This is a genomic window from Gillisella vitis, from assembly GCF_001541345.2.
In the GTDB taxonomy this organism is placed as follows: domain Bacteria; phylum Pseudomonadota; class Alphaproteobacteria; order Rhizobiales; family Rhizobiaceae; genus Allorhizobium; species Allorhizobium vitis.
Genome location: NZ_LMVL02000001.1, coordinates 251,219 through 274,881, shown reverse-complemented (window position 1 = coordinate 274,881; position 23,663 = coordinate 251,219). Strand labels below are relative to the sequence as shown.

Here is a 23,663-nt window from a genome sequence, read left to right as displayed (position 1 = left end):
TTACGACCCCTTGCCTTCCAGATTAACGCGTTCCGGCACGGCACCGGCAAACATTGGGAAGGGTGTGATGCCCAGGAGGCGCCGGCCATTGACCTCCGCTTGCGGATCAAGCCGAACGGCACCGTGGGATGCCAGAACACGAACGTCGCGAACAAAGCGTTGGATAGGGTTGTTGAGCGACATCGTTGATGAACCAAGCGTCTTCTGCAGCAGGTTAATGGCGTCTTCGCAAAGGCTTGCAACGTAAGCGAGGGTCAAGCTGATCTCGGAGTCCTCGTCATGGGTAAAGTCTTGCCCCTCCGCTGTCCTGGCATCGACCTGGTCTGCGTAGCTCTCGATTGTCGCCTGGGCGACCTTGATCATCGCAAGTGCCTTGCCGGCTGCAACTTGGGCAGACGCCATGTCAGAGATTGTCGGATACGGAAGCGAAAAAGGCGGACGCTTCTTGGCCTGCTCCGCGAAACAAGAAAGTGCTCCGCGCGCCATACCGAGCGCAATCGACATATCACACAAGGACACGGTCGCCAGATTGGCAAGCCCGCGCTGCTGATAGCCAAAGCCCTGGTAGCGCGTATGCAACTGTTGGAAACGCAGAGGGTATTGGCTCAGATCGAGAAACCGATGATCGGCCACAAAGACTTCTTCCTTGATGGCAAGACTGTTGCTGGCGCTCCCAGACAAGCCCATGACGTGCCAGTCGTCGAGGATCTCATATTTCGAACGGTCAACGACAACAACGCCGCGCCCGGTGCCACCAGCAACCTTCGGATCATATTCTATGCCCAACATCGCCCATTTGGCGTGCTTGCATCCGCTACCGAAAGCCCAGCGGCCCTTGACCATCCAGCCGCCTTCGACTTTGCGACCTTCTCCGACTTTTGTCGCAAAAACGGACGCGCCGACAACGGTAGGGCCAGCCCAACCCCGGGTATCTTCAAGAACCTCTCCAACAACCTCGCCTTCAAGGGCCAGCAGGTTCTTCACTCCAACGGCGACGAAACCAGCCCAGCCAGCCGATCCATCCGCCTCACCCAGCGTGGCGATAATCTCGACCAGATCCCGCGCACCGAGGGCATACCCGCCCCATTCAGCAGGCATCGCCATCTTGTAGATACCGATATCGCTGAGCGCCTTGAGAACATCCGGCGTCAAGGCACCAATCTTCTCGCCTTCGCGCGCCTGCTCCCGAATAAGGGGAATAAGCGCCTTGGCCTTATCGCGGATATCACGCCCCTTATCGGTCAACCATTTCGACTCAACAGGAGCCGAAGGCACTGCGGGCGGCATTGGGGGAAGGCCAGACATGGGCGGCAAGCCGGGCATCGGTGGCATCCCTGGAGCGGGCTGCCCACTGGGCGCGGGCGGCAGGCCGGGCATGAGCGACAAGTCACTAGAAAGTGCGGACATCCTTGAATTACCTCCATATTTCCAAGACGTGACACTGTTCTAAACGGTACAGTACAGTTATGTCAATTGATTTTTTTCAAAGCCTCGGAGATTGCTCTTTTGTGAAGGAAGGTTAAGAAACTAAGCCCTTGATTGCCCCTCTTTTTGGACAGAGACCACGCGACGCGCCTGTGACATGCCTCCCTTGGGGCCTTGAATGGACTGCTGCGCTCATATAGGAGCTGAGGTATGCCTCATCCACGAAACAAGAATTCTAGATCAAAACGAGAGTTGATCATGGCTGCTGCCGTCGATCTGCTTTTGGCCAATGGATATGAGAGAACCTCTATGGATGCGGTGGCCGCCAAGGCCGGCGTTTCAAAGACGACTGTCTATGCGCATTTTTCCGACAAGCTTGAATTATTTCATGCCGTCATGACACATGCCGCTTCCGATTTCGCGCTGGACCTCGGTAGCGTTGTGGAAAGTCGATCCGTCGCAGATCCCCTGGAGCAACTTACAAGCGTGCTGCTTGAGGTCGTCAAGGCCGCATCCGCCCCTGAGCTGACCGCCTATTTCCGGGTTCTCATTGCAGAAATCGACAGACGCAGCGAGTTGCAAGCCATGTCTGATCAGGTCCAGTCAGATATGCCTGACGTGATCCGTATCATTGCGTCGCTCATCGTGAAAGTTGCCGCCACGCGCGGCTATGTCGTTGAAGATCCTGAACGCTATGCCACATTGCTGGTGCGCATGACAGCACCGGGAACTCAGTTCGATATCCTCGTCGCAAACTTCCGGCCCTCTGACGAAATACTCGCAGCCCATATCGGCCTCATCGTCCGCATCTTCTTCGATGGCATAGGACCGAAAGACAGCGACACCAAGGTCGTAAACCTACCCCCGCTCTATCTCTATCCAATCAGACGATAATATTCGGGCCTGGGTTTCTAACAGCGTCAATAATCGACCGGCATCCACAAATCGTGCTTGCTGCCCACCGGACTTTCCACATGCCAAGAACTATATTATCAAAATGATGATCATGTCGTTCTCGTCGAATGAACTTGACATTTGCCAGGCCAACTGTGGCAATCTGGAGTGTGCCGCAAACGGAATCAAATGTCGGAGTGGGACCACTGGAGCATTTCGAGGAAAAGTGGCGCGCGATTTTACATCTAGAAATTTATAAAAACAAAGACTTAGAGGATTTCTGCGTTTCAACCAAACGCAGAAATTCTGTAACATCCGACATCAAAGGCCGTGGGAGGTTTAATCAGCCTATCGAATGATTGGGAGCAGTATATTCGCATACAAGCACGGGGAGGAGACCGGGTGGAAAAGAATACGAGTGCGACTTCGATCATCTGCGTATCATCTCGTGACGCTGCGCCAGGGGCGATCACGGCAGGCACAGAATTAGCAAGCCCGACACCGGGACAGATACGCAAGGCCGTGGATCAGCTCTGCAATGGCAATACATTCGCAACGGCAAAACGCTCGCGGCAGTTGCTCCAATATCTTGTCGAAGAGGCGCTCGCAGGGCGCGCGAATGCTATAGGCGAACATGCGATCGCTCAGGACGTATTTGGCAAAGATCAGCATTTCGATCCGCGGATCGATACATGTGTCCGGACCGAAGCCTGGCGCCTTCGCAACAGATTGCAAAGCTATTACGAACATGAGGGACGCTTCGATGTCGTGAGGGTGGCCTTCATGCCCCGCTCCCTCGTGCCGATCTTCTCCTCGCAGCCATCCTTGCCCGCGGCGGACATAAAAGATTTTCCGCGCCGGATTGCCATTCATCTGGATAGCGAACCCAATGCTGGAGAGAACGAGCAGCGCCTGGCGCGACAGCTACCCCAAGAGATTGCCAGCAGCCTTTTCAAGCTTTCCTCGATAATCCCGGTTCTTCCAGGCGGAACGAGTAGATCAGAGCTGGAGTTACGCTGCGCCATTCGCTCAGATGAGCAATGGATCAGGATCGTAACGACAATGGTCGATCTGGATGGATTGGTTCAGGGAAGCAAAACGTTTTCCTTCCCACAAAAGTCCGAGAGCCCCTCTCCCACCTTGATAGCCAATGCTATCGGCGAAATGGTTTCAGATTCGCTCTCACGCAGCATCGTGGGTCAGGCCGTGGACATACCAGGCCATTCTGACGAGAACGAGAACCGTTTTCTCGACCAGCTTCTGCGCGGTTCCCACGTCAACCGGCGTGAGCGGTTGATCGAGCTGCGCGCCGCCGTCTTGCGCTACGAACAAATCATCTCCGACGACCCCTTGGATCAATTGTCCCACCGCAGGCTTATTGGAGCTTTAGGGCAGTTTTTATCGCTTGCGCCGGGATCGATATCCAGGGTGATGCCCAAGCTGGCAGCTTCTGCCCACAGCGCTTTGTCGCTGAATGGCGATCTCAGCGACGTCTGGCTGATCCTGGGTTGGGCTTCAAGCTACGCCTATGACTGGCCACAGACCGAACGCGCATGCCGTCAGGCCATTGCCATCACCCCGCTCGACCCTTCGCCCTACATACTGCTTGCACTGACCTATCTGCAAAGCGGACAGATCGTTTCTGCGCTGCAAATAGCGGAGGAAGCGATCAATCTCGATCCTTATTCCCCCATGGTCGCCAATGTCTATGCGCTGACCCTGAATGCGGCCCGCCGCTTCAGGGAGGCGGCGAAAGTCGCACGCGACGCACTTGAGGCCGAACCTGGCTTTGTTAAGTTGCGGCTTACCTATGGAGAAGCCAAGCTCAACATGGGTCAGATTGATAGCGCAATCGAAGAATTTACCGCTGCGTCACGTATCATGACCGAAGATGCCACGGCCTGTGGGCTGCTAGGTCTTGCCTATGGGCTTTCAGGCGAAATATCAGAGGCGGGTCGCCTTCTTTCCAGGGTAAAGCAGTCGCCAAATCTGCGAGGCCAGGCAGTGCATGCGGAGGCGATGATCCATCTCGGATTAGGCGCTCGTGATGAAGCCATTCGCGCCTTGGAACTGGCGGTGACACGAAGAGGCACACCAGGGCTATTTCTGGCAAATGCCGTTTTCGATCCCATTCGGAATGACAGCCGCTTTTCTAAAATTCAACATCAGATGGAGCTGGCACATTAGGCCCAATATGTCGGCGACAAGGCAGTGTGAACAACCTAGAACATATCGACCGCAGGAACACAATCACGCTGCGACGAGAGAATAGTCCTGCGCCCATCTCATTGGCGCATGCCACCAAGGTCCATGCTCACACAGACGTCAATGATACACAACCTCTTGATACAAAATCTCTTTCTGTCAGACTTTCACGCGCTGCACGCCGATTGCGATAATAGACGCGAGCACTGTGTATGCACAGCAGGCCAGCGCCTGCCAAGACAAAGGAAAGCCGGCGTCGATCAGCAATCCCATGATCACGGGTGAAGCACCGCTTGCTATAACGGATCCGGCTTCGACCGCAGAGCGCACTCTTGCCAACTCAGTGGCTCCAAAAAGCTCGACCCAAAGCGCGGTGGCAAGCGTCGACCCGAAGGCGGAGGATATGCCCATCAGAACCATATAGACCAGTGCGACCCACGGCGATGAAAGCAATCCCAGTGCGAGCATTCCGATGGCTTGTGGCAACAGAAAATAAGGCAGTATTCGCTTCGTGCCAAAACGGTCGATAACGGGACCAATCACCACGACGGAGACCGCCTGTACAATGGCAAAGACCACAAATCCGGCAGCGAGCCATGTGATGTCCCAATGCTTCTGCTCGGCCAGGCGGCCTTGATGGAAGAAGAAGCCCGTGACGATGAAGGGGCTTGCCAGAACGGCTGGCAGGGTCATCAGTAACCGTCGGTCGAGCAACAAGGATGTCCGCCTGGGCTCGGTTGAGGCCTGTCCTTTGGGCCTGCGCTGACGCAAAGGCCGATCGCCCGCCCTTGGCAAGACCGCGAGTGCTACGCCGACACCGGCGATGACAAAGAACGCGTTGATAGCCCAGGATGCACGCCAACCGAACGTGTCGTTCATCATCACTCCAGCCAGTGGAAAAGTAGCCTGCGCGACAGACATGCCCAAAGCGATAATGCCGAGCGCTTTACCCGCATCTGCTGGAAATGTGCGGGCTGTTGCAGTCAGCGCCGTATGAACCATCAGACCTTGGCCGCCCAGGCGCAGAAGGTAGAACGCAAGCAGGAGCACATAGATATTGGGGCTGAACGACACCAGTCCACATGCGCAAGCCAGCAGAACGGCCACCGCCCAACTGAACACTCTTACCGTTGTATAATCGATCAGGCGACCGGCCCAGGTGAGGGTCAGGGCGCTTAAAAACGTGCCTATTGCATAGACAGTCCCCAAGCCGCCGTCGCTTAAACGAAAAGCGTCGCGAAAATGCGCTCCCGAGATCGAAATGAAATAGGTTTGGCCGAAGCTCGAAATGGCCAGAAGCATTGCGCCAAATGTCAGATGCTGCCAATTGCGGCTGGAAAATTCCCTATAGTTTTTGATCATTCTGGACTTTCAAACAAGGACAATGGCGCAAGCCAGAATTCCTGCATGTTACATGACAGCGCTGTGCGTTTTAAAAAACGCACAGAAAAGAGTGTTCGATTCGAGATCAGCGGAAAATCAACACAGGCACTTTGCAGGCCCGGATCATTTCCGTTGTCGTTGACCCGATGAAAAGTGCGCGTAGCCTGGAATGGCTATAGGCGCCCATCATGAGCAGGTCATATGCCTCACGCTCGACAATGTCAGAAATCGCCTTATCCGGTTGCCCCGCAAAGATGGCGCTCTCAACCGGCACGCCCGCATCCATAAACCTAAGCTTACCTTCAATAAGGGCTTGGCGGGCTTCCGGCGTGTCGTCCCCCACCGTCACCAGTTTGATAGAGAGCCCGGCAAACATCGGATTCCCTGATATATAGTCAACCGCTTTCATCGCCATCGCGCCGCCATCATAGGCGATCAGCACTTTACGGATCGGCTTGAAGGCACGTGATGCGATGGCGATCATCTTGTGACTGGAGCGGACCACCCGTTCGAGGTTTGAGCCAAGGTGCAATTGCGCAAAATCAGCGCCTTCACCACGCTTGCCGATCACGATGAGGTCAGCGCTTTCCTCCAACTCTTGCAGGGTTTCAGCCAGATCCCCATTGCGCAACATGGTGTTAACTCTATCAATGCCCACGGCTTGAAGGCGCGCCTTTGCCTCTTCCAGCAAAAGCCGTCCACGGTGTTGGGCGGTTCTTGCCTTTTGTGCGTCCAGTTCCGCCAGCTCCTTGAGAAGCGCCGTTCGAGCGCCCAAACCGATATTGCCGCTGAGATTGACCGGCTCCGTGGAAAGGTCGCGACGGCCAATGACGTGCAGAATGTCCACGGACACCTCGGATCGGCCGGCAATCCATGCGATATGATCGCAGACGCTCTGGGCATATATCGAACCGTCTATCAGTCCTATGATCTTGATCATGATTGTCTCCCTTAATGCCCCATAAGGCGTTCCATGGCCCCGGGCTTGTCGTGGATTGCGAGCTTGTCAACGATCGTCTCGCTTGCCCGGTTCAGTCCAAGGATAGACACCTCGGCTCCCTCTCTGCGGAATTTCAGCACGATCATATCCAGTGCCGCGACACTGGATATGTCCCAGATATGGGCGTGGGATACATCGATGATGACGGTCTCCAGCGCTTCCTTGAATTCAAATGCCTGGTTGAAATCCTCGACGGAGGCGAAGAAGATTTGACCTTCGACCTTATAAGTGCGCGTTTTGCCATCCGGTGAGAGGATCGAAGTTATCTGGAATATCTGGGCGATTTTCCAGGCGAAGAAAACCGCCGATAACAGCACACCAACCAGGACACCGACGGCCAGATTATGGGTGGCGACGACGCCAATCACCGTCGCCACCATCACGAAGGAGGACGAGCGCGGGTGATCCTTCAGATTGCGGATCGATGACCAGGAAAAGGTGCCGATAGAAACCATGATCATGATCGCCACAAGGGCGGCCATGGGAATTTGACGCACCCATTGCCCAAGCACGAGAATCATGAACAGCAGGAAAACACCGGCGCACAAACTCGACAATCTGCCGCGCCCACCGGATTTCACATTGATCATCGACTGGCCGATCATCGCACAGCCTGCCATGCCCCCCAAAAAACCGGTTATCGTATTGGCAACGCCCTGGCCGATGCATTCGCGGTTTTTGTTGCTCGGCGTATCGGTCAGCTCATCGACAATCGCAGCTGTCATCAGCGTTTCAAGCAGGCCAACAACGGCGACTGCTGCGGAATAGGGCAGAATGATCAGAAACGTTTCAATATTGAGGGGGATATTGGGAAGGAGCAGGACCGGCAATGTCGAGGGCAACTCACCCATGTCGCCGACAGTTCGGATGTCCAATCCGAAATAGATCGAAATCGCCGTCAACACGACAATACAGACGAGAGGTGACGGAATGGCCTTCGTCACATAAGGGAACAGATATATGATCGCCAAACCCGCCGCCACCAGGACATAGGTCAGTGCGGGCACATGGATCAGCTCCGGCAGTTGCGCCATAAAGATCAATATTGCCAATGCATTGACAAAGCCCGTCATGACCGACTTCGACACGAAACGCATCAGGCGGCCGAGTTTCAGCAGACCGGCAATAATCTGGATGACGCCGGCCAATATGGTGGCGGCCAGCAGATATTCGACGCCATGGGTTTTGGCCAGCGTGATCATCAACACGGCAGTGGCGGCGGTCGCGGCAGAGATCATCCCGGGCCTGCCACCCACGAACGCGATCAGCACCGAAATGGAAAAGGATGCATAAAGGCCAACCTTGGGGTCGACGCCAGCGATGATGGAAAAAGCGATGGCTTCTGGAATAAGCGCCAGGGCCACAACGACGCCAGCCAGAGCATCGCCTTTGATATTGCCGAACCACTCTGTTCGAGCTTGATGTAAACTATTGCTAGACAATGATATTTCTCCTGACCGCCATATATTTCGGCCAATCTTGAGCAGGGCGCTGAATGCCCTGCAGGTGTAATGATGAACGGATAAATGCCCGCGCCTATTCGGCGACACGGCTCAGCGGAACGGGCTTGCAGATCTCCAGCTCCCGTAAGCGACTTTCGGCGGCGTGAATATAATCGCGCCGCAGAGGAACTGCGGACTGATCGCGCGCCAGCTGAATTTGAAAAACCATCATTCCCTGATACCGAAATGCGGTCTCCGATGACGCCAGATAGAATTCCCACATGCGGGCGAACCGCTCGTCATAAAGAGCCACAGCTTCGTCGCGCCGAGCCAGGAACCGCTCGCGCCAAGCTTTCAAGGTCTCCGCATAGTGCAGGCGCAATATCTCGATATCGCAGACCACCAGCCCCTGCCGTTCGATTGCCGCCAGCACTTCCGAAAGAGATGGAATATAACCGCCTGGAAAGATGTATTTCTGTATCCAGGGATTGGTATGAGAGGGTCCATCGAATACGCCGATGGAATGCAGCAGCATCAACCCGTCAGGCTTGAGCAAAGCCCGGATTTTCGCAAAGAATTCATCGAAATGGCCAATCCCGACATGTTCAAACATGCCGACGGAAACGATCCGGTCGAATTGTTGCTTGATATCCCGATAATCTTGCAGCAAAAATCGAGGCCGACGGGTGGATGCAATGTCCTGGGCACGACCATTCGAAATTGCATGCTGATGTTGCGACAACGTAACGCCGGTGATGTCCGCCTGGGTCATCTCCGACAGATAAAGCCCAAGTCCGCCCCATCCCGATCCGATATCGAGAACACGATGCTCCGGCTCGATCAGCAGCTTGGCAGCCAGATGCCGTTTTTTGGCAAGCTGTGCTTCTTCCAGCGAACTGCACCGCCCCTCGAAATAAGCACAGGAATACTGACTGTCGGAATCGAGAAACAACCGATAGAGCGAGCCATCGAGGTCGTAATGGTGCGCCACATTGCTCTTTGATCGCCCGACCGAATTATATTGCTGAATACGCCGTTTCAAGCGTGTGAACCGGCGCATAAATCGGGCGACGCCCGTCAGGCGATCCACACCCGTGTTCTGAAACACCAGTTCGAGAAGTTCGTAGATCGTGCCTTGCTCAATGCACAACTTGCCATCCATAAATGCCTCGCCAAGCGCAAGCTCGGGATTGAACATAATGGACCGTTGGGTTGCGCGGTCTGCGAAACGGATAACGATCGGCTTGCCGCTTTCGTCTCCAAAACGCGTATGGTGACCATCGCAGGTGATGACAATGAGGTTGCCCACCTTGATGTGGTGGGACATGAAACGAGTGAAAAACGAAGACATTCAATATCCTGAAATGCGTCGTCGTACCCTGAAAACATGCGTCATCGAACTGAAAACCCATAGACAGGCTGATCAGTGGAGACTGATAACGTTAGGCATGACCAAGCCGCTGTGTAGAGACGGCTACGATCTCAACACGATATCAAGAAATTTTCATTTTCATGGGTTTAATCAACGGATAGCTCATCACGCCACAAATGACGTTCGTGAGTTAACTGTGGCCGGGGGATAGGCGCCCGGAGAAGCCACTCGCCAACGCGAGTCCTATGCAGGGGAATTACTGCTACAAAATCTTGCCGATTGCAAGAGATATATCTATTGCCTTTTTGCGCGCCTGGCAGGGGATTTACCATTACGTCCGGAGTGTTCCGGTGGCGACAATGCCGCATCGTATGGTTTGAGGTTGGCTATATCCTCAAAGCTGGCGGGCCACTTGCCGCGCCGATATCGTCCGAGGCCCAATGACGTACTCTTTCGACATGAGCGAGTGTATCGGGGAAACGAAGGGAAACTACAAGCCGGCGTCTTCACCGGGTCGATACACCTTACCGGCGCTTCCCCAATGCTCGGCGAGCTTTCCATCAGAGATGCGGAATGCATTGAAAACATACCGCAGACACATCTGGCCGGGATGGTCTGGATCGGGCTGAGGCATGACAGCCGAAAGGACCACCATGTCGCCTTCCGCGATGATAAATTCCGGCGGATGTTGCAGTTGCGGAGGTGTCGGCACCGGGCCGTCGGGAAAAATATTGCGAACAAACGCTTCCAGAGCGGCTAATCCACTCGGAAGCTGGTCCGTGTGCTGGATATAGTCCTCGGTAACGAAATCGCGCGCGGCATCCGGGTTGCGCGCCTCGAAGACACAACGGAAGAAGTCAAGCACCAGGCGTTTGTTGGCAGCGGCGCGATCTTCGCTCATAGCATACCCAATCAATGTCATTTGAGAGTGGATTGGTAAAAAATGTAAATGCGCAGCAACTGACCAAGACTGGTGCTGCTGCGCATATCTCACTCAACAGCGAGACAAGCCTTTCAGCCGACGAAACGTCCTTTCATCGCCGTCTCCTGGAGCGGACGGCGGCCGTTTGGCTGCTCACGCTCCTGCAGGGGCGGCGGCAACAAGCTCTTGTCGCCGATCCTCCCGATCGCGATGACGGCTTCAACCCGAAAGCTGTCTGGAACCCCAAGCACTTCGTAGCTGCGTGGAACGTCGAACCCCGCCATGCCATGAGCATACCAGCTGAGGCGCGTTGCTTGCAGCGCAAGATAGGCCCAGGCAGCGCCAGCGTCGAAGGAATGGCTGTAAGAGGGGACCGGCTCAGTCTGCATTGGCATGATCGCTGTATTTGCGGAAACAATCACCACCAAGACCGAAGCACGCGACGCCCACGCCTGGTTCATCGGCGCGAGCAGACCGAAAATATTCTGCCATTCCGGCGTATCGCGCTGCGCGTAAATGAATCTCCAGGGCTGGGCATTGAATGAGGACGGCGCCCAACGAGCCGCCTCCAAAATCGTCATCAGATCTTCCTCTGACATTGCCTGGGGATCAAGCGCCCGAGGAGACCAGCGATCCAGAAAAATCGGATCGATATCGTAATCCGAAGAGCGATTATTTGAAGAAATGGACACCTGAGTATTCTCCTTGGACTATTGACACAGCACTGCGCCACGATCAGCCGATGCGCAGAGTTCGTCGCTGTTATTTTTGCGGAAGACCGCCCGCGAACATCTTGAAGGGTGGCAGGCCCAGCACGTGCCGGCCGGCGATTTCGGCAGCCGGATCCTGACGGATAGCCCCGTGCGAGATAAGAACCCGCGCGTCACGCGCGAACCGCTGAATAGGATTCTTCAATGTGACCGTCGAAGACCCGAGGCAGATCTGCATCATATCGATAGCATCTGCGCAGAGACGGGCAGCGAATACCAGGTTCATGGTATTCAAAGCCTCTTCACGCGGCTCGAAATCGAGACCGGAAGCCGCACGCCTGTCCACTTCATCGGCCACACCATGGATCAGTGTTTCCGCTGCATTGATCATTGCATTCACCCGTCCGGCAACAACCTGGGTCGAAGGTGTTTCCGCAACGGTGTCATAAGGAAGGTTGAACGGTTTGCGGGCATTCGCCTGCTGGGAAAACTCCTGCAAACACCCTTTTGCCATACCAAGCGTGATCGCCACGTTGGAAATGGTCACTGTCAACATCATCCCAAAGGCACCGGTCTGGTAGCCGACCCCCTCAAACCGGTTGCGGATTTTCGCGAGGCGGATCGGCATCTCGGCTGAAGCCATCGTGCGGCGCGTGGGTACAAAAACTTCATCAAGGGCGGTGATACTATTGCTCGACGTACCCTGAAGACCCATGACGTGCCAATCGTCGACAATTTCGTACTGGTCCCGGGAAAGCAGTGCGATCCCGCGATGGGGAACGCCGCCCTCTTCCCATTGGATTCCGACAAATGCCCATTTCGCGTGTTTGCATCCGCTGCCGAAGCTCCACTTGCCGCGGACCATAAAACCGCCATCGACCAGTCTTGCATCGCCGACAATCTGCGAGAAGACCGATGCGCCAACCATGAGAGGCCCCACCCAGGAGCCGGCATCCGCCATCAATTCGGAAACAGTTTGCTCATCAAAAACAAATGCATTTCTGAGGCCAACCGAGACAAAGCCTGACCATGCTGTCGATCCATCACCTGTCGCCGCTGCGCCGACAACCTCGGCAATGTCACGGGCGCCAAATCCATAACCACCATATTCGCGTGGCAAGGTGATTTTGAAAAATCCGACTTCATTCAGCGCATTGACAACCGCAGGCGTCATTGCACCCAATTTCTCACCGGCTTCGGCTTCGCGTCGGATCAAAGGCACCAGCGCCAGCACTTTGTCGCGCATGATCTGTCCTGCCTCGCTTGGGCCAACAGACACAGCTGCGTAAGGTTGCCCGGCGCTTTCCTCATGCCGAGGCGCAGATGCCAAATTCATAGACTCTCTCCCTGCATGACGACATGCGTTCTTCTCAATCCTCACCGAAAAACGCCGCCGCCTGTTCAATGCTAGACTAATGGGCTTTCGCCACCGCCCGCAAAAGTCACGGCAGGTTACAAAGGCTATGTAACAATCAGCTGAGCGCTTCACATTTAACGCTTATAGATTGCACCTCTGCGTATCGGACAGGAAGATGGCCTGCTGAGACCAATCAGCTTGTCAGATCTCGTCATATGACGTCTGGACATGCGTGAAGGCTTCCCAGACTTTTGGCGAAGTGCTGAGACCAATGTTGTTCAACGTTTACCTGCGAATATAATCGGGATATTCCGCGCTGATCAGATCGATGATCGACAGCGTACCCGACAGGTGTTTTCTGAGCGCCGAGGCAGCAGCCTCGGGATTGCCGGATGCAATGGTTGCGACAATCGCTTCATGATCCTCGAGTACGGTCTGCATCTTGCCGGGCATTGGCAGGTTGAGACGCCGCAGCCGGTCGAGATGGACGCTTTGTCGTCGCACATTTGCCCATAGCTGTAGAATTCCGCTCTTCTCATAAAGCTTACGGTGAAACTCGCGGTCTATGCCATCAAAAGTGTCATAGGTCTCTTGCGTGGCAACCTCTTTTTGACGGGCCAGGATGGCGCCCAACTCCTTGGCGGTCTCGCCCGGCGCCTCCTCAGTCAACCGCCGGACCGCTTCAAGTTCGATCGATAATCGAAGGAACTGTGCTTGCCTGGCGTGATCGATATCGATCTTGGCAACGACCGTTGCATATTGCGGATAGACTTCAACAATATCCTCTTCCTGCAAGCGCATCAGCGCATCGCGCACCGGTGTCTGGCTCACTCCGAATTCCAGTTGCAATGAGGCACGTGACAAGATCGTCCCCGGCACCAATTGCACCTTCAGGATCCTGTCGCGCAGGATTTCATGAACCTGTAATGCCACCTGTCGCGAGCGGTCCAACTGTCCGCCCCTGATCGTTCCGCTCATCCACTCATCCATTCATGTATCCGTTAAAACCATTAGAGCACATATTCGGGGTTGATGCACTGATGTTTTAGTGCTTCAATGCATTTGTCCGCTTTGGGAGAGAGAGCGGCGAGCGTCAAACATCGAATTGAAAAATGGGAACCGGCTTTCGGAACATCTGATGCGCAACAGAGGGCGAGCACGATGAAGGGATCCTGTTTCCCGCTGCAAAGCGTTAAATCTGCATCCTTGGGAGGAAAATCATGCGTTTCTTTATCGGCGGAGTGACCGCAATTGCCCTTGCTTTGGGATTGGCCTGTCCAAGCCAGGCAGAGGAGAAAACCACCCTGTCCATCACCCGCCAGCCTGGGATTCTGTACCTCGCAAGCCATGTGATGGAGACCCAGAAACTTATCGAAAAGCAAGCGGCGACCGAAGGCCTTCCGGGTATTACCGTCGAATGGCGGACCTTCAGCGGCGGCGGCGCGCAGACTGATGCGCTGCTGGCCGGCAATGTCGATGTCGTCAATACCGGTACCGGCAATCTTCTGCTTCTATGGGATCGCACCCGCGGCAAGGTGAAAGGGATCATCACGAGTTCGGCGCAGCCAGTAATCATGGTCTCCAACGACCCGCGCATCAAAACACTGAAGGATATCCAGGATGGCGACAAAATCGCCGTGCCGACCGTTGGCGTCTCGACCCAGGCGATCCTGCTGCAAATGGCGGCGGCCAAGCTTTATGGCGACGACCAGGTCAAGAAGTTCGACAAGAACACTGTGCAGCTTGGCCACCCCGATGCGGTGGCGGCAATCGCCAATTCGCAACATGAGGTCAAGAACCACTTTTCCGCGCCGCCCTTCCAATATGTCGAGTTGAAGCAGCCGGGCGTGCATAAAGTCACGGATTCCCGCGAGATCATTGGGGGAGCACTGACCCAGGCAACCTTCTTCACCACGACCAGTTTTGCCGAGGCAAATCCGAAACTGGTCAAGGCATTGCGGGTCGCAACGGAAGAAGCCATCGCCTTTATCAAAAAGGACCCGAAGGCGGCGGTCGAGGCCTATAAGACCGTGTCCGGCGACAAGACCAGCCTTGATGACCTGATGGTCATGATGAAGGAACCGGGCATGGGCGAGTGGCGCACCGATCCGCAAGGCACGATGAAATTTGCAGAACATCTCCATAAAGTCGGCACACTCAAATCCATGCCGAAGGCCTGGACAGATTATTACCTGCCCGACAGCGCTTATCTCAACGGGAATTGACCCTATCGCGCGATGCAGCGGCGTTACGCGCCGCCGCCCTTTCCTAAAGTTTGCAGGCCTAGAGTTTGCAGGAAAACGTCGCAGTCCGGTTTTCCCGAAAGCAAACGGCAACAAAGAGATCGATAAATTGTCCGGTTCACTACGAGCATGACGGACCGTAGGGAGTGAATATCATGATGCAAGCAACCGCTACCGCCGAGCGCCTCGCGCCGGCCCCCGAAAAAGCGCCGCTTCTGTCCGTTGATCGCGTCACGCTGCGTTACAAAACACCCAATCTGCTGATTACCGCCACCGAGGATGTCAGTTTCGATGTGCGGGAATCCGACCGCTTCGTGCTGCTCGGCCCGTCCGGCTGTGGCAAGTCTACGCTGCTGAAAGCCGTTGGTGGCTATATGACGCCGGTCTCCGGCACGATCCATATCAATGGCCGTCAGGTGAAAGCCCCCGGACCGGACCGGATGATGGTGTTCCAGGAGTTTGACCAACTCATGCCCTGGAAGACCGTGCTGGAAAACGTGATGTTCCCGCTTCTCGTCGCGCGTAAAATGCCAAGGCCCGAAGCGGAGACGCTGGCCCGCCATTATATCGACAAGGTCAAGCTGACCCGGGCCGTCAATAGCTACCCTCATACACTGTCCGGCGGCATGAAGCAGCGCGTAGCGATTGCGCGCGGCATGGCCATGCAGCCGGATATCCTGTTGATGGACGAGCCTTTCGCCGCACTCGACGCGCTGACCCGACGGCAGATGCAGGACGAATTGCTTCAGCTTTGGGAAGACACCAAATTCACCGTGATCTTCGTCACCCACTCGATTGCTGAAGCAATCAAGATTTCCAACCGCATCCTGCTGCTGTCGCCGCATCCGGGGCGGGTGAAGGCCGAGGTCGTCGATGTCGACAAGGTGAGCCAGGCGGATGGCAGTGCCGCAGCTTTGGAGCGCGACATCCATAACCTGCTGTTCTCCAACGAACCCGGTCACAAGGAATAGAACCATGCTGTCCCCCAACATCATCCTTGCCGCCGATGTCGCAGCGGCCAAGCCCTATGACAATATCAAGCCGGTCGAACAGAAATTGAGCGTCTTTGAAACGCTCTGGGGCATCAGCGCCTTGCGCAAGACGCTGTTGATCGTGGTTCTGGCAATCATCTGGCAGGTCTATGCCTCCTTTCTCGACAATCCGCTGCTGTTTCCCACCTTGAGCGACACATTGGTGACGTTGACCGACCGCTTTGCCGACGGCACCCTGCCTGCTCGCATCTGGACGACGCTGCAAGTCCTGTTCATGGGCTATGTGGTCGGCACGGTGCTTGCCGCACTGCTAACGGTGCTTGCCATCAACACCCGCATCGGCACCGATTTTCTAGAAACCATGACAGCGATGTTCAACCCGCTGCCAGCCATTTCACTGCTGCCTTTGGCGCTGATCTGGTTCGGGCTCGGCGCCTCTAGCCTGGTCTTCGTGCTGGTTCACTCGGTCCTATGGGCCGTGGCTCTGAACACGCATTCCGGTTTTCTCGGCGTATCGCGCACCTTGCGCATGGTCGGCGCCAATTACGGACTGACGGGTATTTCCTATGTGCTGCGCATCCTGGTTCCAGCGGCCTTCCCTTCCATCCTCACCGGCTTGAAGATCGGCTGGGCCTTTGCCTGGCGCACGTTGATTGCTGCCGAACTGGTGTTCGGCGTCTCCTCCGGACAGGGCGGCCTTGGCTGGTTCATCTTCGAAAACCGCAATCTGCTGGATATACCCGCAGTGTTTGCAGGCCTGCTGACCGTCATCATTATCGGCCTGATCGTCGAAAACCTGGTCTTCCAGACCATCGAGCGCCACACCATCCAGAAATGGGGCATGAAGGAATAGCGCCGACATATTCCGCTTTCGCCCCCGCAGAAGGTCAGTTCCATGACAAGCAAGAAAACCCCTGAAACGCTGCGCAGCGCCCGCTGGTTCGCCCCCGACGATTTGCGCAGTTTCGGTCACCGGTCCCGCATGATGCAACTCGGCTACGCGGAAGAGGATTTCCGCGATAAGCCAGTGATCGGCATTCTCGACACCTGGTCCGAACTCAACACCTGCCATGCCCATTTCAAAGAGCGGGTGCAGGACGTGAAGCGCGGCGTCACCCAGGCCGGGGGCTTTCCGGTCCAGATGCCGTCGCTGTCCGTCGATGAAAGCTTCACCAAGCCGACCTCCATGCTCTACCGCAACATGCTGGCGATGGAGACGGAGGAAATGATCCGGTCCCATCCGCTCGACGGCGTGGTTCTGATGGGCGGCTGCGACAAGACTACGCCTGGCCTGGTGATGGGTGCGATCTCGGCTGGCGTGCCAATGATCTACCTGCCAGCCGGGCCGATGCTGCGCGGCAATTATGCGGGCAAGATCCTGGGGTCCGGTTCGGATGCCTGGAAATATTGGGACGAGCGGCGGGCCGGTCATATTTCCGACGCGGAATGGCTCGGCATTCAAGGCGGCATCGCCCGTTCTGCCGGCACCTGCATGACCATGGGTACGGCCTCGACCATGACGGCAATCGCCGATGCCATGGGCCTCACCCTGCCAGGCGCCTCCTCGATCCCGGCAGTCGATGCCAATCACCAGCGCATGTCAGCGTCCTGTGGCCGCCGCATCGTCGAGATGGTCTGGGAAGACCTGACACCGGACCAGATCATCACCGACGCCGCATGCCGCAATGCCGCTATCGTTGCCATGGCCACCGGCTGTTCCACCAATGCCGTCGTTCACCTGATTGCCATGGCCCGCCGTGCCGGTGTCGATCTCACCCTCGACGACCTCGATGCGCTGGGCCGCGTCACACCGTTGATTGCCAATGTCCGCCCGTCCGGCAAGGATTACCTGATGGAGGATTTCTTCTATGCGGGCGGCCTGCGCGCCTTGATGAAGCAGTTCGAAGAACGGCTTGACCTTTCAGCCATGACCGTCACCGGGAAAACCATGGGCGAAAACCTCGAGGGCGCGGAGGTCTATAACGACGATGTCATCCGGCCGCTGTCCAATCCGGTCTATCACCAAGGCTCGCTCGCCGTGTTGCGCGGCAATCTCTGCCCGACCGGCGCGGTCATCAAACCGGCGGCCTGCGATCCGAAATTTCACGTCCACCAAGGCCCGGCACTGGTGTTCGATAGCTATCCCGAGATGAAGAAGGCCATCGACGACGAGCATCTCGATGTGACCCCCGATCATGTTCTGGTGCTGCGCAATGCCGGGCCTCTGGGCGGTCCAGGCTTTCCCGAATGGGGCATGCTGCCGATCCCCAAGGCGCTGATCAAACAGGGCCACCGTGACATGCTGCGGATCTCGGATGCCCGGATGTCCGGGACATCCTACGGTGCCTGCGTGCTGCATGTCTCGCCCGAGAGCTATATCGGCGGGCCGCTGGCGTTGTTGCGGACCGGTGACATCGTCCGGCTTGATCTTCCCAATCGCAGTCTGGACATGCTGGTCAATGACGCGGAACTTGCCCGCCGCAAGGCCGCATGGACGGCACCGGAGCCGCATTTCCAACGCGGCTATGGCTGGATGTTCTCCCGCCATGTGACGCAGGCCGACAAGGGCTGCGATTTCGATTTCCTCGAAACCAGCTTCGGCAAATCGGCTGGTGAGCCGGATATCTATTAAGCAAAAAAGGAACGACGATGACAGACTATGTGCTGAGCGACGCGACCCGCGCCAAATACAAGAAGATCTCAACCGCATCGATTGCCACCGCGCTGTTCAAACGCGGCCTGCGCAACCAGTTCATTCAAGGCGTCGTGCCGGTGGCGCCAAAGGCCGAAACCATGGTCGGCCAGGCATTTACGCTGCGTTATATCGTGGCGCGCGAGGACCGCAACCCGATCACCGTTTTCCGAGATCAGAAGCATCCGCAACGTGTCGCCATGGAAATCTGCCCTCCCGGCCATGTATTGGTGATGGATGCGCGCAAGGACGCCCGTGCCGCCACCGCCGGCTCGATCCTGATTACCCGTCTGGCGTTGCGAGGTGCAGCCGGAGTGGTTTCCGACGGCGGTTTTCGCGACGCAGAAGGGATTGGTGCTCTCGACATGCCCGCCTATTACGCAAAACCATCGGCACCAACCAATCTGACCCTGCATGAGGCCATTGATATCAACGTGCCGATCTCCTGTGGCGACGTCGCAGTATTTCCCGGCGATGTGCTTGTTGGCGACCGTGATGGCGTCATGGTCATTCCCGCCCATCTGGCGGACGAATTGGCCGACGAATGCACCGATATGGAAAGCTACGAGGATTTCGTCCTGGAACAGGTGAAGGCCGGTGCGGTCATTATCGGCCTGTACCCCTGCACGAAAGACGAACATCAGCAAAAATACGAGGCCTGGCGCAAGGAACATGGGCGCTAAAGTTCCCCAGGGAAGGCGGAGCCCACTCTTCCATCAAAACACATAGAGCCAATATCATAGGTCGCATTTCAGCGTTTCCATTAAACGCTGAAATGCTCTCCAGATGCAACTCAAACAAGACGCCCAACAATGCTGAAGTCAGGGCCAGTCGTGATAATCCATATTGGTCCCGAGGCCAGGATTTGCCGATGACTGCCGGACCATGCGCCGGTAGGCTGCCGGGGAAAGGCCGGTCTTCCGTTTGAAAAAATGGCTGAAATGCGCGGGATCACGAAAACCGAGCGCTTCTGAAATGTCGCGCGCGCTGCTATCGGATCGCTCCAGCCGGATACGGCCCTCCTGCGCCAACCGCTCATGCACAAGCTCAATCGGCGCGCGACCGAGATGTTTGCGACAAAGCGCATGCAAACGGTCGGTCGATATCCCCAGGCGAGCGGCATAATCAGCAACAGGCCGGTGATGACGGTAGTCCGCTTCCACCAATTGCCGGAACTGGTGCAGGATTGGCGCTGCCCCCCCAGAAGAGAGCGATGCGGCTGGCCCGGCAGGCATAGTGTGGCGCCAGACCCAATTGATCAGCAGCCGCAGATAGGCTGACACCACCATATGCGAAGGCTGTCCATCCCGGTTCAACTCTTCGATGAGGCCACGCATCTGCTGTTCCAGTGCGCTTGCCTGCTGCGGCAACAGTGCCGTCATGATCGTTGTCGTTGCGATGAACAGTCTAATAGGCTGGGATTCCGGATAATCCCCGATGGCATCACCGATAATATCCATGGCCGCGCCGATAACATGGCCGCAGGAGCCGGCAGAAAGCCGCAACCGCACCAGTTCCGAAGACGGCAGCAGGATGAGGCATGGACCTTGGAGTATCTCCGCAGCGTCGCCGGTACCAAGCCTGACCGTTCCCAGCCGAATGAAAACCAGATGGGTAAACCATCGATAGGGATGGTTGCCGATGCCGAGTGTGCGTTGTGAAAGCGTTGGCTCCAGGCTCTGGCCCCAGACACGCCGCATCAATGCGAACTCCTCAACCATAGGGACAGTCTCCAAATTACAGCAATTGACCAGAAATCGACAATCGGAACCCAGATATCTACATTCTTCTTTCCATGCAAATCGTTAGAGTTGCTCGCAATACATGTCTGACGGATTTTCTCACCATGAAGAATTCCAGAAAAACAGCATGAAACAAGCTGTTCGGATCAATGGTGAAAACGCTGTCGGGAATAGGCCTTTGGGAGGAGGCATTGCATATGGCCATGGAGCGGTCCGCAACACCTGAAAAGTCCAGCCTGGACTGGATGGAGATGGCAAGTGGCAACCCCATGCCGTTTGCATCGTCCCTGCTGATCGGCGGAAAGTCCGTCGACGCGCAAGGAGACAAGGTCTTTACCAGAGCCAATCCCCTGAGCGCACAGATCGTGACGATCGCTGCCGCCGCAAGTCTTGCAGATGCCGAAGATGCGGCGCTTGCCGCCGCCGCTGCCTTTCCGGACTGGTCAACATCACCTTGCGCCATGCGCCAGACTATTCTGGAACAGGCGGCCAAACTGCTGATCGAAGCGACCGAGATCTTCACCCGCACAATGATGGCCGAAACGGGAGCCACCCGTGATTGGTGCCGATTCAACATCGACTACGGCGCAAAGATCTTTCAGGACGCCGCCGCCATGGCCGTGCATGTGCCGGGATCGATTTGCCCGGATGATTTGATCACTGGAACGTCCTTTTCATTGCGTCAACCGGCTGGTGTCTGCCTTGCCATCTCGCCTTGGAACGCACCAATCCTGCTTGCCATCCGCTCGATTGCCCTGGCACTGGCCTGCGGCAATTGCGTGATCTTGAAAAGCTCGGAATTGGCGCCCGCCACGCAACGATTGCTGGGCGATCTGCTTCAGCAAGCTGGTCTGCCCGATGGCGTTTTGAATATCATCTCCAATGCGCCTGCCGATGCAGCGGCGATTGTCGAGACCTTGATTGCCCATCCCGTTGTTCGCCGGGTCAATTTCACCGGCTCGACGCGAGTGGGCAAAATCGTTGCGCAAATCGGCGCCCGCCATTTAAAGCGCTGCCTGCTGGAACTTGGCGGCAAAGCGCCGCTGATCGTGCTTGATGATGCCGATCTCGAACAGGCCACCCGCGCCGCCGCGTTTGGGGCTTTTTTCAATCAGGGCCAGATCTGCATGTCCACCGAGCGGATCATTCTGGTCGATGCCATCGCCGATGAGTTTCTGTCGCTCTTTGTCAGCAAAGCAAAAACCGTCAAGGCCGGTGATCCGGCACTGGGTCTGACCCCGCTTGGTTCATTGATCTCGATAGAGTCAGGCCGGAGAATTACCGGCATGATCGACGATGCCGTTACAAGGGGCGCGCATGTCCTGACAGGTGGGCGCGTTCACGACACGTTGATGGATGCGACTGTCGTCGATCATGTCCTGCCCGGCATGCGGCTCTACCGTGAAGAAAGTTTCGGACCTGTCGTGTCGATCATTCGCGTCGCTGACGCCGACGAGGCCGTGACAATTGCCAATGATTGCGAGTACGGCTTATCAGGCGCGGTATTCAGCCGCGATCTGCACCGCGCCCTCGACGTCGCACGGCGGGTGGAAACCGGCATTCTGCATATCAACAGCGCCACCGTAGCAGACGATCCGTTTATGCCGTTCGGAGGCGTCAAAGCCTCTGGCTATGGCCGGTTCGGCGGCGTGGCGGCGCTGGACGAATTTACCGAATTGCGGTGGGTGAGCCTTGCCTCAGGCCCGGCGAAATATCCGATCTGAACGCGCAACTCCCGCATAATTACCCAGGCATACACAAACCCAGGCATACCAACAAAGACTGCGACAGGGGTCGCACATAAGTGGAGGAAGAAGACATGCACGAAATCCAGCAAATCATTGGTGGCAAGAAAGTCGGTGCCTTGTCGGGCAAGACCTTCGACCGGATCGATCCATTCAATGGCGAGGTTGCGTCCCGCGCCCCGGCCTCCGGCCTGGACGATGTCAAGGCAGCGATTGCCGCAGCCCAAGCAGCGTTTCCCGCATGGTCACGCACCGGCCCTGGCGAAAGGCGTGCGTTGCTGCTGAAAGCCGCCGATATCATGGCCTCGAAGGCAGCAGACTTCACCGCGCTGATGATCACGGAAACCGGTGCCACCGGTCCCTGGGCCGGCTTCAATACCATGCTTGCCGCTGGCGTATTGCGGGAAGCCGCCAGCATGACCAGCCAGATCCAGGGCGAAGTCATCCCTTCCGACAAGCCCGGTACATTGTCCATGGCGGTGCGTCAGGCAGCAGGCGTCTGCCTTGGCATTGCGCCCTGGAACGCACCGATCATTCTGGGCACACGCGCTATTGCCATGGCGATTGCCTGCGGCAATAGCGTCATCCTAAAGGCATCCGAAGCCTGCCCCGGCGTCCATGTCCTGATCGGCCAGGTGCTGGTCGAGGCCGGTCTGCCGGATGGCGTCATCAACGTCATCACCAATGCGCCTGAAGATGCCGCCCAGGTGGTGGAAGCGCTGGTCAGCGCACCGGAAGTTCGCCGCGTCAATTTCACCGGTTCCACAAAGGTCGGACGCATCATCGGCGAATTGTGCGGTCGCCACCTGAAGCCCGCCCTGCTTGAACTGGGCGGAAAAGCACCCTTTCTGGTGCTCGAGGATGCCGATATCGATGCTGCCGTCAATGCGGCGGTGTTTGGCTGCTACATGAACATGGGCCAGATCTGCATGTCCACGGAGCGGTTGATCGTCCATGAAAAGGTCGCTGACGAATTCGTGGCAAAGCTGGCTGCCCGCACTGCTTCGCTTCCCGCTGGCGATCCACGCGGCCATGTCGTGCTGGGCTCGCTGGTTAATCCTCAGGCCGCCATCAAAATGCAGGAATTCATTGATGATGCCGTCGGCAAGGGCGCAACTCTCGCCGCTGGTGGCAAGGTCACGGGCAGCGTGGTGGAAGCGACACTTCTCGACCACGTCAAGGCTGGAATGCGCAGTTTCGATGAAGAGAGCTTCGGGCCGGTCAAGCCAGTCATCCGGGTCAAGGACGAGGAAGAGGCCATCCGCATCGCCAATGATAGCGAATACGGCCTGTCTTCGGCGATTTTCAGCCGTGATATCCAGCGCGCCCTGGCGATTGCGGCCCGTATCGAAGCTGGCATTTGCCATATCAACGGCCCGACCGTTGCCGATGAGGCACAAATGCCGTTTGGCGGCGTGAAAAACTCCGGCTACGGACGGTTTGGCGGCAAGGCGGCAATCAACGAATTCACCGACCTGCGCTGGATCACCATCGAAGATCCGAACCAGCATTATCCGTTCTGATCTGTTGGATTGAATG

Annotated in this window: 20 protein-coding genes and 1 other annotated feature; of the genes, 9 read left to right on the top strand and 11 right to left on the bottom strand. The window is 56.6% G+C overall.

What is annotated here, in order from left to right; genetic code table 11:
- Window positions 1-1,407 (bottom strand): acyl-CoA dehydrogenase family protein, encoded by a 1,407-nt coding sequence (locus ASB66_RS01215; RefSeq protein WP_081088875.1) that lies wholly within the window; start codon window positions 1,405-1,407, stop codon window positions 1-3.
- Between the two features lie 276 nt (window positions 1,408-1,683).
- Between ASB66_RS01215 and ASB66_RS01210 the strand changes: the two genes are divergently transcribed.
- Window positions 1,684-2,319, top strand: a complete 636-nt coding sequence (locus ASB66_RS01210; RefSeq protein ID WP_233741612.1) for a TetR/AcrR family transcriptional regulator — start codon at window positions 1,684-1,686, stop codon at window positions 2,317-2,319.
- A 486-nt stretch (window positions 2,320-2,805) separates the two neighbouring features.
- On the opposite strand, the gene ASB66_RS26555 is transcribed toward ASB66_RS01210, so the two are convergent.
- Window positions 2,806-3,192: a hypothetical protein gene (locus ASB66_RS26555; RefSeq protein ID WP_171431102.1), complete on the bottom strand. Its 387-nt coding sequence runs from the start codon at window positions 3,190-3,192 to the stop codon at window positions 2,806-2,808.
- Between the two features lie 189 nt (window positions 3,193-3,381).
- Between ASB66_RS26555 and ASB66_RS26550 the strand changes: the two genes are divergently transcribed.
- Window positions 3,382-4,506 carry a tetratricopeptide repeat protein gene (locus ASB66_RS26550; protein WP_171431104.1) on the top strand — a complete coding sequence of 375 codons (1,125 nt, stop codon included), beginning with the start codon at window positions 3,382-3,384 and terminating at the stop codon, window positions 4,504-4,506.
- A gap of 177 nt (window positions 4,507-4,683) precedes the next feature.
- On the opposite strand, the gene ASB66_RS01200 is transcribed toward ASB66_RS26550, so the two are convergent.
- The 8 genes from ASB66_RS01200 to ASB66_RS01165 form a co-directional block, all read right to left on the bottom strand.
- Window positions 4,684-5,886 carry an MFS transporter gene (locus ASB66_RS01200; protein ID WP_114386171.1) on the bottom strand — a complete coding sequence of 401 codons (1,203 nt, stop codon included), beginning with the start codon at window positions 5,884-5,886 and terminating at the stop codon, window positions 4,684-4,686.
- Between the two features lie 106 nt (window positions 5,887-5,992).
- Window positions 5,993-6,847, bottom strand: coding sequence for a universal stress protein (locus ASB66_RS01195; RefSeq protein ID WP_060716243.1), 855 nt, complete (start codon window positions 6,845-6,847; stop codon window positions 5,993-5,995).
- Window positions 6,848-6,858: 11 nt separating this feature from the next.
- Window positions 6,859-8,349 (bottom strand): SulP family inorganic anion transporter, encoded by a 1,491-nt coding sequence (locus ASB66_RS01190; protein WP_060716244.1) that lies wholly within the window; start codon window positions 8,347-8,349, stop codon window positions 6,859-6,861.
- Window positions 8,350-8,443: 94 nt separating this feature from the next.
- Window positions 8,444-9,700: an SAM-dependent methyltransferase gene (locus ASB66_RS01185; RefSeq protein WP_060716245.1), complete on the bottom strand. Its 1,257-nt coding sequence runs from the start codon at window positions 9,698-9,700 to the stop codon at window positions 8,444-8,446.
- Window positions 9,701-9,915: 215 nt separating this feature from the next.
- Window positions 9,916-9,968 (bottom strand) — a sequence feature (sul1 is cis-regulatory element that is thought to sense ions involved in sulfur or methionine metabolism; They are found in Alphaproteobacteria).
- A gap of 243 nt (window positions 9,969-10,211) precedes the next feature.
- Window positions 10,212-10,622, bottom strand: a complete 411-nt coding sequence (locus tag ASB66_RS01180; protein ID WP_060716246.1) for a nuclear transport factor 2 family protein — start codon at window positions 10,620-10,622, stop codon at window positions 10,212-10,214.
- A 113-nt stretch (window positions 10,623-10,735) separates the two neighbouring features.
- On the bottom strand, window positions 10,736-11,335 hold the full coding sequence (locus ASB66_RS01175) for a nitroreductase family protein (RefSeq protein ID WP_081088876.1): 600 nt from the start codon (window positions 11,333-11,335) through the stop codon (window positions 10,736-10,738).
- Window positions 11,336-11,405: 70 nt separating this feature from the next.
- Complete coding sequence (locus tag ASB66_RS01170; RefSeq protein ID WP_234823910.1) at window positions 11,406-12,842, bottom strand: acyl-CoA dehydrogenase family protein; 1,437 nt, start codon at window positions 12,840-12,842, stop codon at window positions 11,406-11,408.
- 153 nt (window positions 12,843-12,995) lie between these two features.
- Entirely contained in the window at window positions 12,996-13,700 is a 705-nt protein-coding gene (locus ASB66_RS01165) for a GntR family transcriptional regulator (protein ID WP_114386169.1), read from the bottom strand.
- Window positions 13,701-13,930: 230 nt separating this feature from the next.
- On the opposite strand from ASB66_RS01165, the gene ASB66_RS01160 reads away from it, so the two are divergent.
- From ASB66_RS01160 to ASB66_RS01140, 5 genes are all read left to right on the top strand, one after another.
- Window positions 13,931-14,935, top strand: a complete 1,005-nt coding sequence (locus tag ASB66_RS01160; protein WP_060716249.1) for an ABC transporter substrate-binding protein — start codon at window positions 13,931-13,933, stop codon at window positions 14,933-14,935.
- 173 nt (window positions 14,936-15,108) lie between these two features.
- Window positions 15,109-15,924, top strand: a complete 816-nt coding sequence (locus ASB66_RS01155; RefSeq protein ID WP_060716250.1) for an ABC transporter ATP-binding protein — start codon at window positions 15,109-15,111, stop codon at window positions 15,922-15,924.
- A 4-nt stretch (window positions 15,925-15,928) separates the two neighbouring features.
- On the top strand, window positions 15,929-16,798 hold the full coding sequence (locus ASB66_RS01150; RefSeq protein ID WP_060716251.1) for an ABC transporter permease: 870 nt from the start codon (window positions 15,929-15,931) through the stop codon (window positions 16,796-16,798).
- Between the two features lie 42 nt (window positions 16,799-16,840).
- A complete protein-coding gene (gene araD / locus ASB66_RS01145) occupies window positions 16,841-18,577 on the top strand; it encodes an L-arabinonate dehydratase (RefSeq protein WP_114386167.1) in 1,737 nt (578 codons plus the stop codon).
- Between the two features lie 17 nt (window positions 18,578-18,594).
- Window positions 18,595-19,320, top strand: coding sequence for a ribonuclease activity regulator RraA (locus tag ASB66_RS01140; protein WP_060716253.1), 726 nt, complete (start codon window positions 18,595-18,597; stop codon window positions 19,318-19,320).
- A 138-nt stretch (window positions 19,321-19,458) separates the two neighbouring features.
- Here the strand turns inward: ASB66_RS01140 and ASB66_RS01135 are convergent, their stop codons facing one another.
- Window positions 19,459-20,358 carry a helix-turn-helix transcriptional regulator gene (locus ASB66_RS01135; protein ID WP_060716254.1) on the bottom strand — a complete coding sequence of 300 codons (900 nt, stop codon included), beginning with the start codon at window positions 20,356-20,358 and terminating at the stop codon, window positions 19,459-19,461.
- Window positions 20,359-20,576: 218 nt separating this feature from the next.
- Here ASB66_RS01135 and ASB66_RS01130 point away from each other — a divergent pair, with 218 nt between their 5' ends.
- Both ASB66_RS01130 and ASB66_RS01125 read left to right on the top strand, forming a co-directional pair.
- Window positions 20,577-22,103, top strand: coding sequence for an aldehyde dehydrogenase (locus ASB66_RS01130; protein ID WP_081088885.1), 1,527 nt, complete (start codon window positions 20,577-20,579; stop codon window positions 22,101-22,103).
- A 95-nt stretch (window positions 22,104-22,198) separates the two neighbouring features.
- Window positions 22,199-23,647, top strand: a complete 1,449-nt coding sequence (locus ASB66_RS01125; protein ID WP_060716255.1) for an aldehyde dehydrogenase — start codon at window positions 22,199-22,201, stop codon at window positions 23,645-23,647.
- The last annotated feature ends 16 nt before the right edge of the window (window positions 23,648-23,663 follow it).

Bases quoted from the DNA above. Each gene is read 5' to 3' on its own strand.
- ASB66_RS01215 (WP_081088875.1), bottom strand. From the start codon at position 1,407: ATGTCCGCACTTTCTAGTGACTTGTCGCTCATGCCCGGCCTGCCGCCC.
- ASB66_RS01210 (WP_233741612.1), top strand. From the start codon at position 1,684: ATGGCTGCTGCCGTCGATCTGCTTTTGGCCAATGGATATGAGAGAACC.
- ASB66_RS26555 (WP_171431102.1), bottom strand. From the start codon at position 3,192: ATGAATGGCAATCCGGCGCGGAAAATCTTTTATGTCCGCCGCGGGCAA.
- ASB66_RS26550 (WP_171431104.1), top strand. From the start codon at position 3,382: ATGGTCGATCTGGATGGATTGGTTCAGGGAAGCAAAACGTTTTCCTTC.
- ASB66_RS01200 (WP_114386171.1), bottom strand. From the start codon at position 5,886: ATGATCAAAAACTATAGGGAATTTTCCAGCCGCAATTGGCAGCATCTG.
- ASB66_RS01195 (WP_060716243.1), bottom strand. From the start codon at position 6,847: ATGATCAAGATCATAGGACTGATAGACGGTTCGATATATGCCCAGAGC.
- ASB66_RS01185 (WP_060716245.1), bottom strand. From the start codon at position 9,700: ATGTCTTCGTTTTTCACTCGTTTCATGTCCCACCACATCAAGGTGGGC.
- ASB66_RS01180 (WP_060716246.1), bottom strand. From the start codon at position 10,622: ATGAGCGAAGATCGCGCCGCTGCCAACAAACGCCTGGTGCTTGACTTC.
- ASB66_RS01165 (WP_114386169.1), bottom strand. From the start codon at position 13,700: ATGGATGAGTGGATGAGCGGAACGATCAGGGGCGGACAGTTGGACCGC.
- ASB66_RS01160 (WP_060716249.1), top strand. From the start codon at position 13,931: ATGCGTTTCTTTATCGGCGGAGTGACCGCAATTGCCCTTGCTTTGGGA.
- ASB66_RS01155 (WP_060716250.1), top strand. From the start codon at position 15,109: ATGATGCAAGCAACCGCTACCGCCGAGCGCCTCGCGCCGGCCCCCGAA.
- ASB66_RS01150 (WP_060716251.1), top strand. From the start codon at position 15,929: ATGCTGTCCCCCAACATCATCCTTGCCGCCGATGTCGCAGCGGCCAAG.
- araD (WP_114386167.1), top strand. From the start codon at position 16,841: ATGACAAGCAAGAAAACCCCTGAAACGCTGCGCAGCGCCCGCTGGTTC.
- ASB66_RS01140 (WP_060716253.1), top strand. From the start codon at position 18,595: ATGACAGACTATGTGCTGAGCGACGCGACCCGCGCCAAATACAAGAAG.
- ASB66_RS01135 (WP_060716254.1), bottom strand. From the start codon at position 20,358: ATGGTTGAGGAGTTCGCATTGATGCGGCGTGTCTGGGGCCAGAGCCTG.
- ASB66_RS01130 (WP_081088885.1), top strand. From the start codon at position 20,577: ATGGCCATGGAGCGGTCCGCAACACCTGAAAAGTCCAGCCTGGACTGG.
- ASB66_RS01125 (WP_060716255.1), top strand. From the start codon at position 22,199: ATGCACGAAATCCAGCAAATCATTGGTGGCAAGAAAGTCGGTGCCTTG.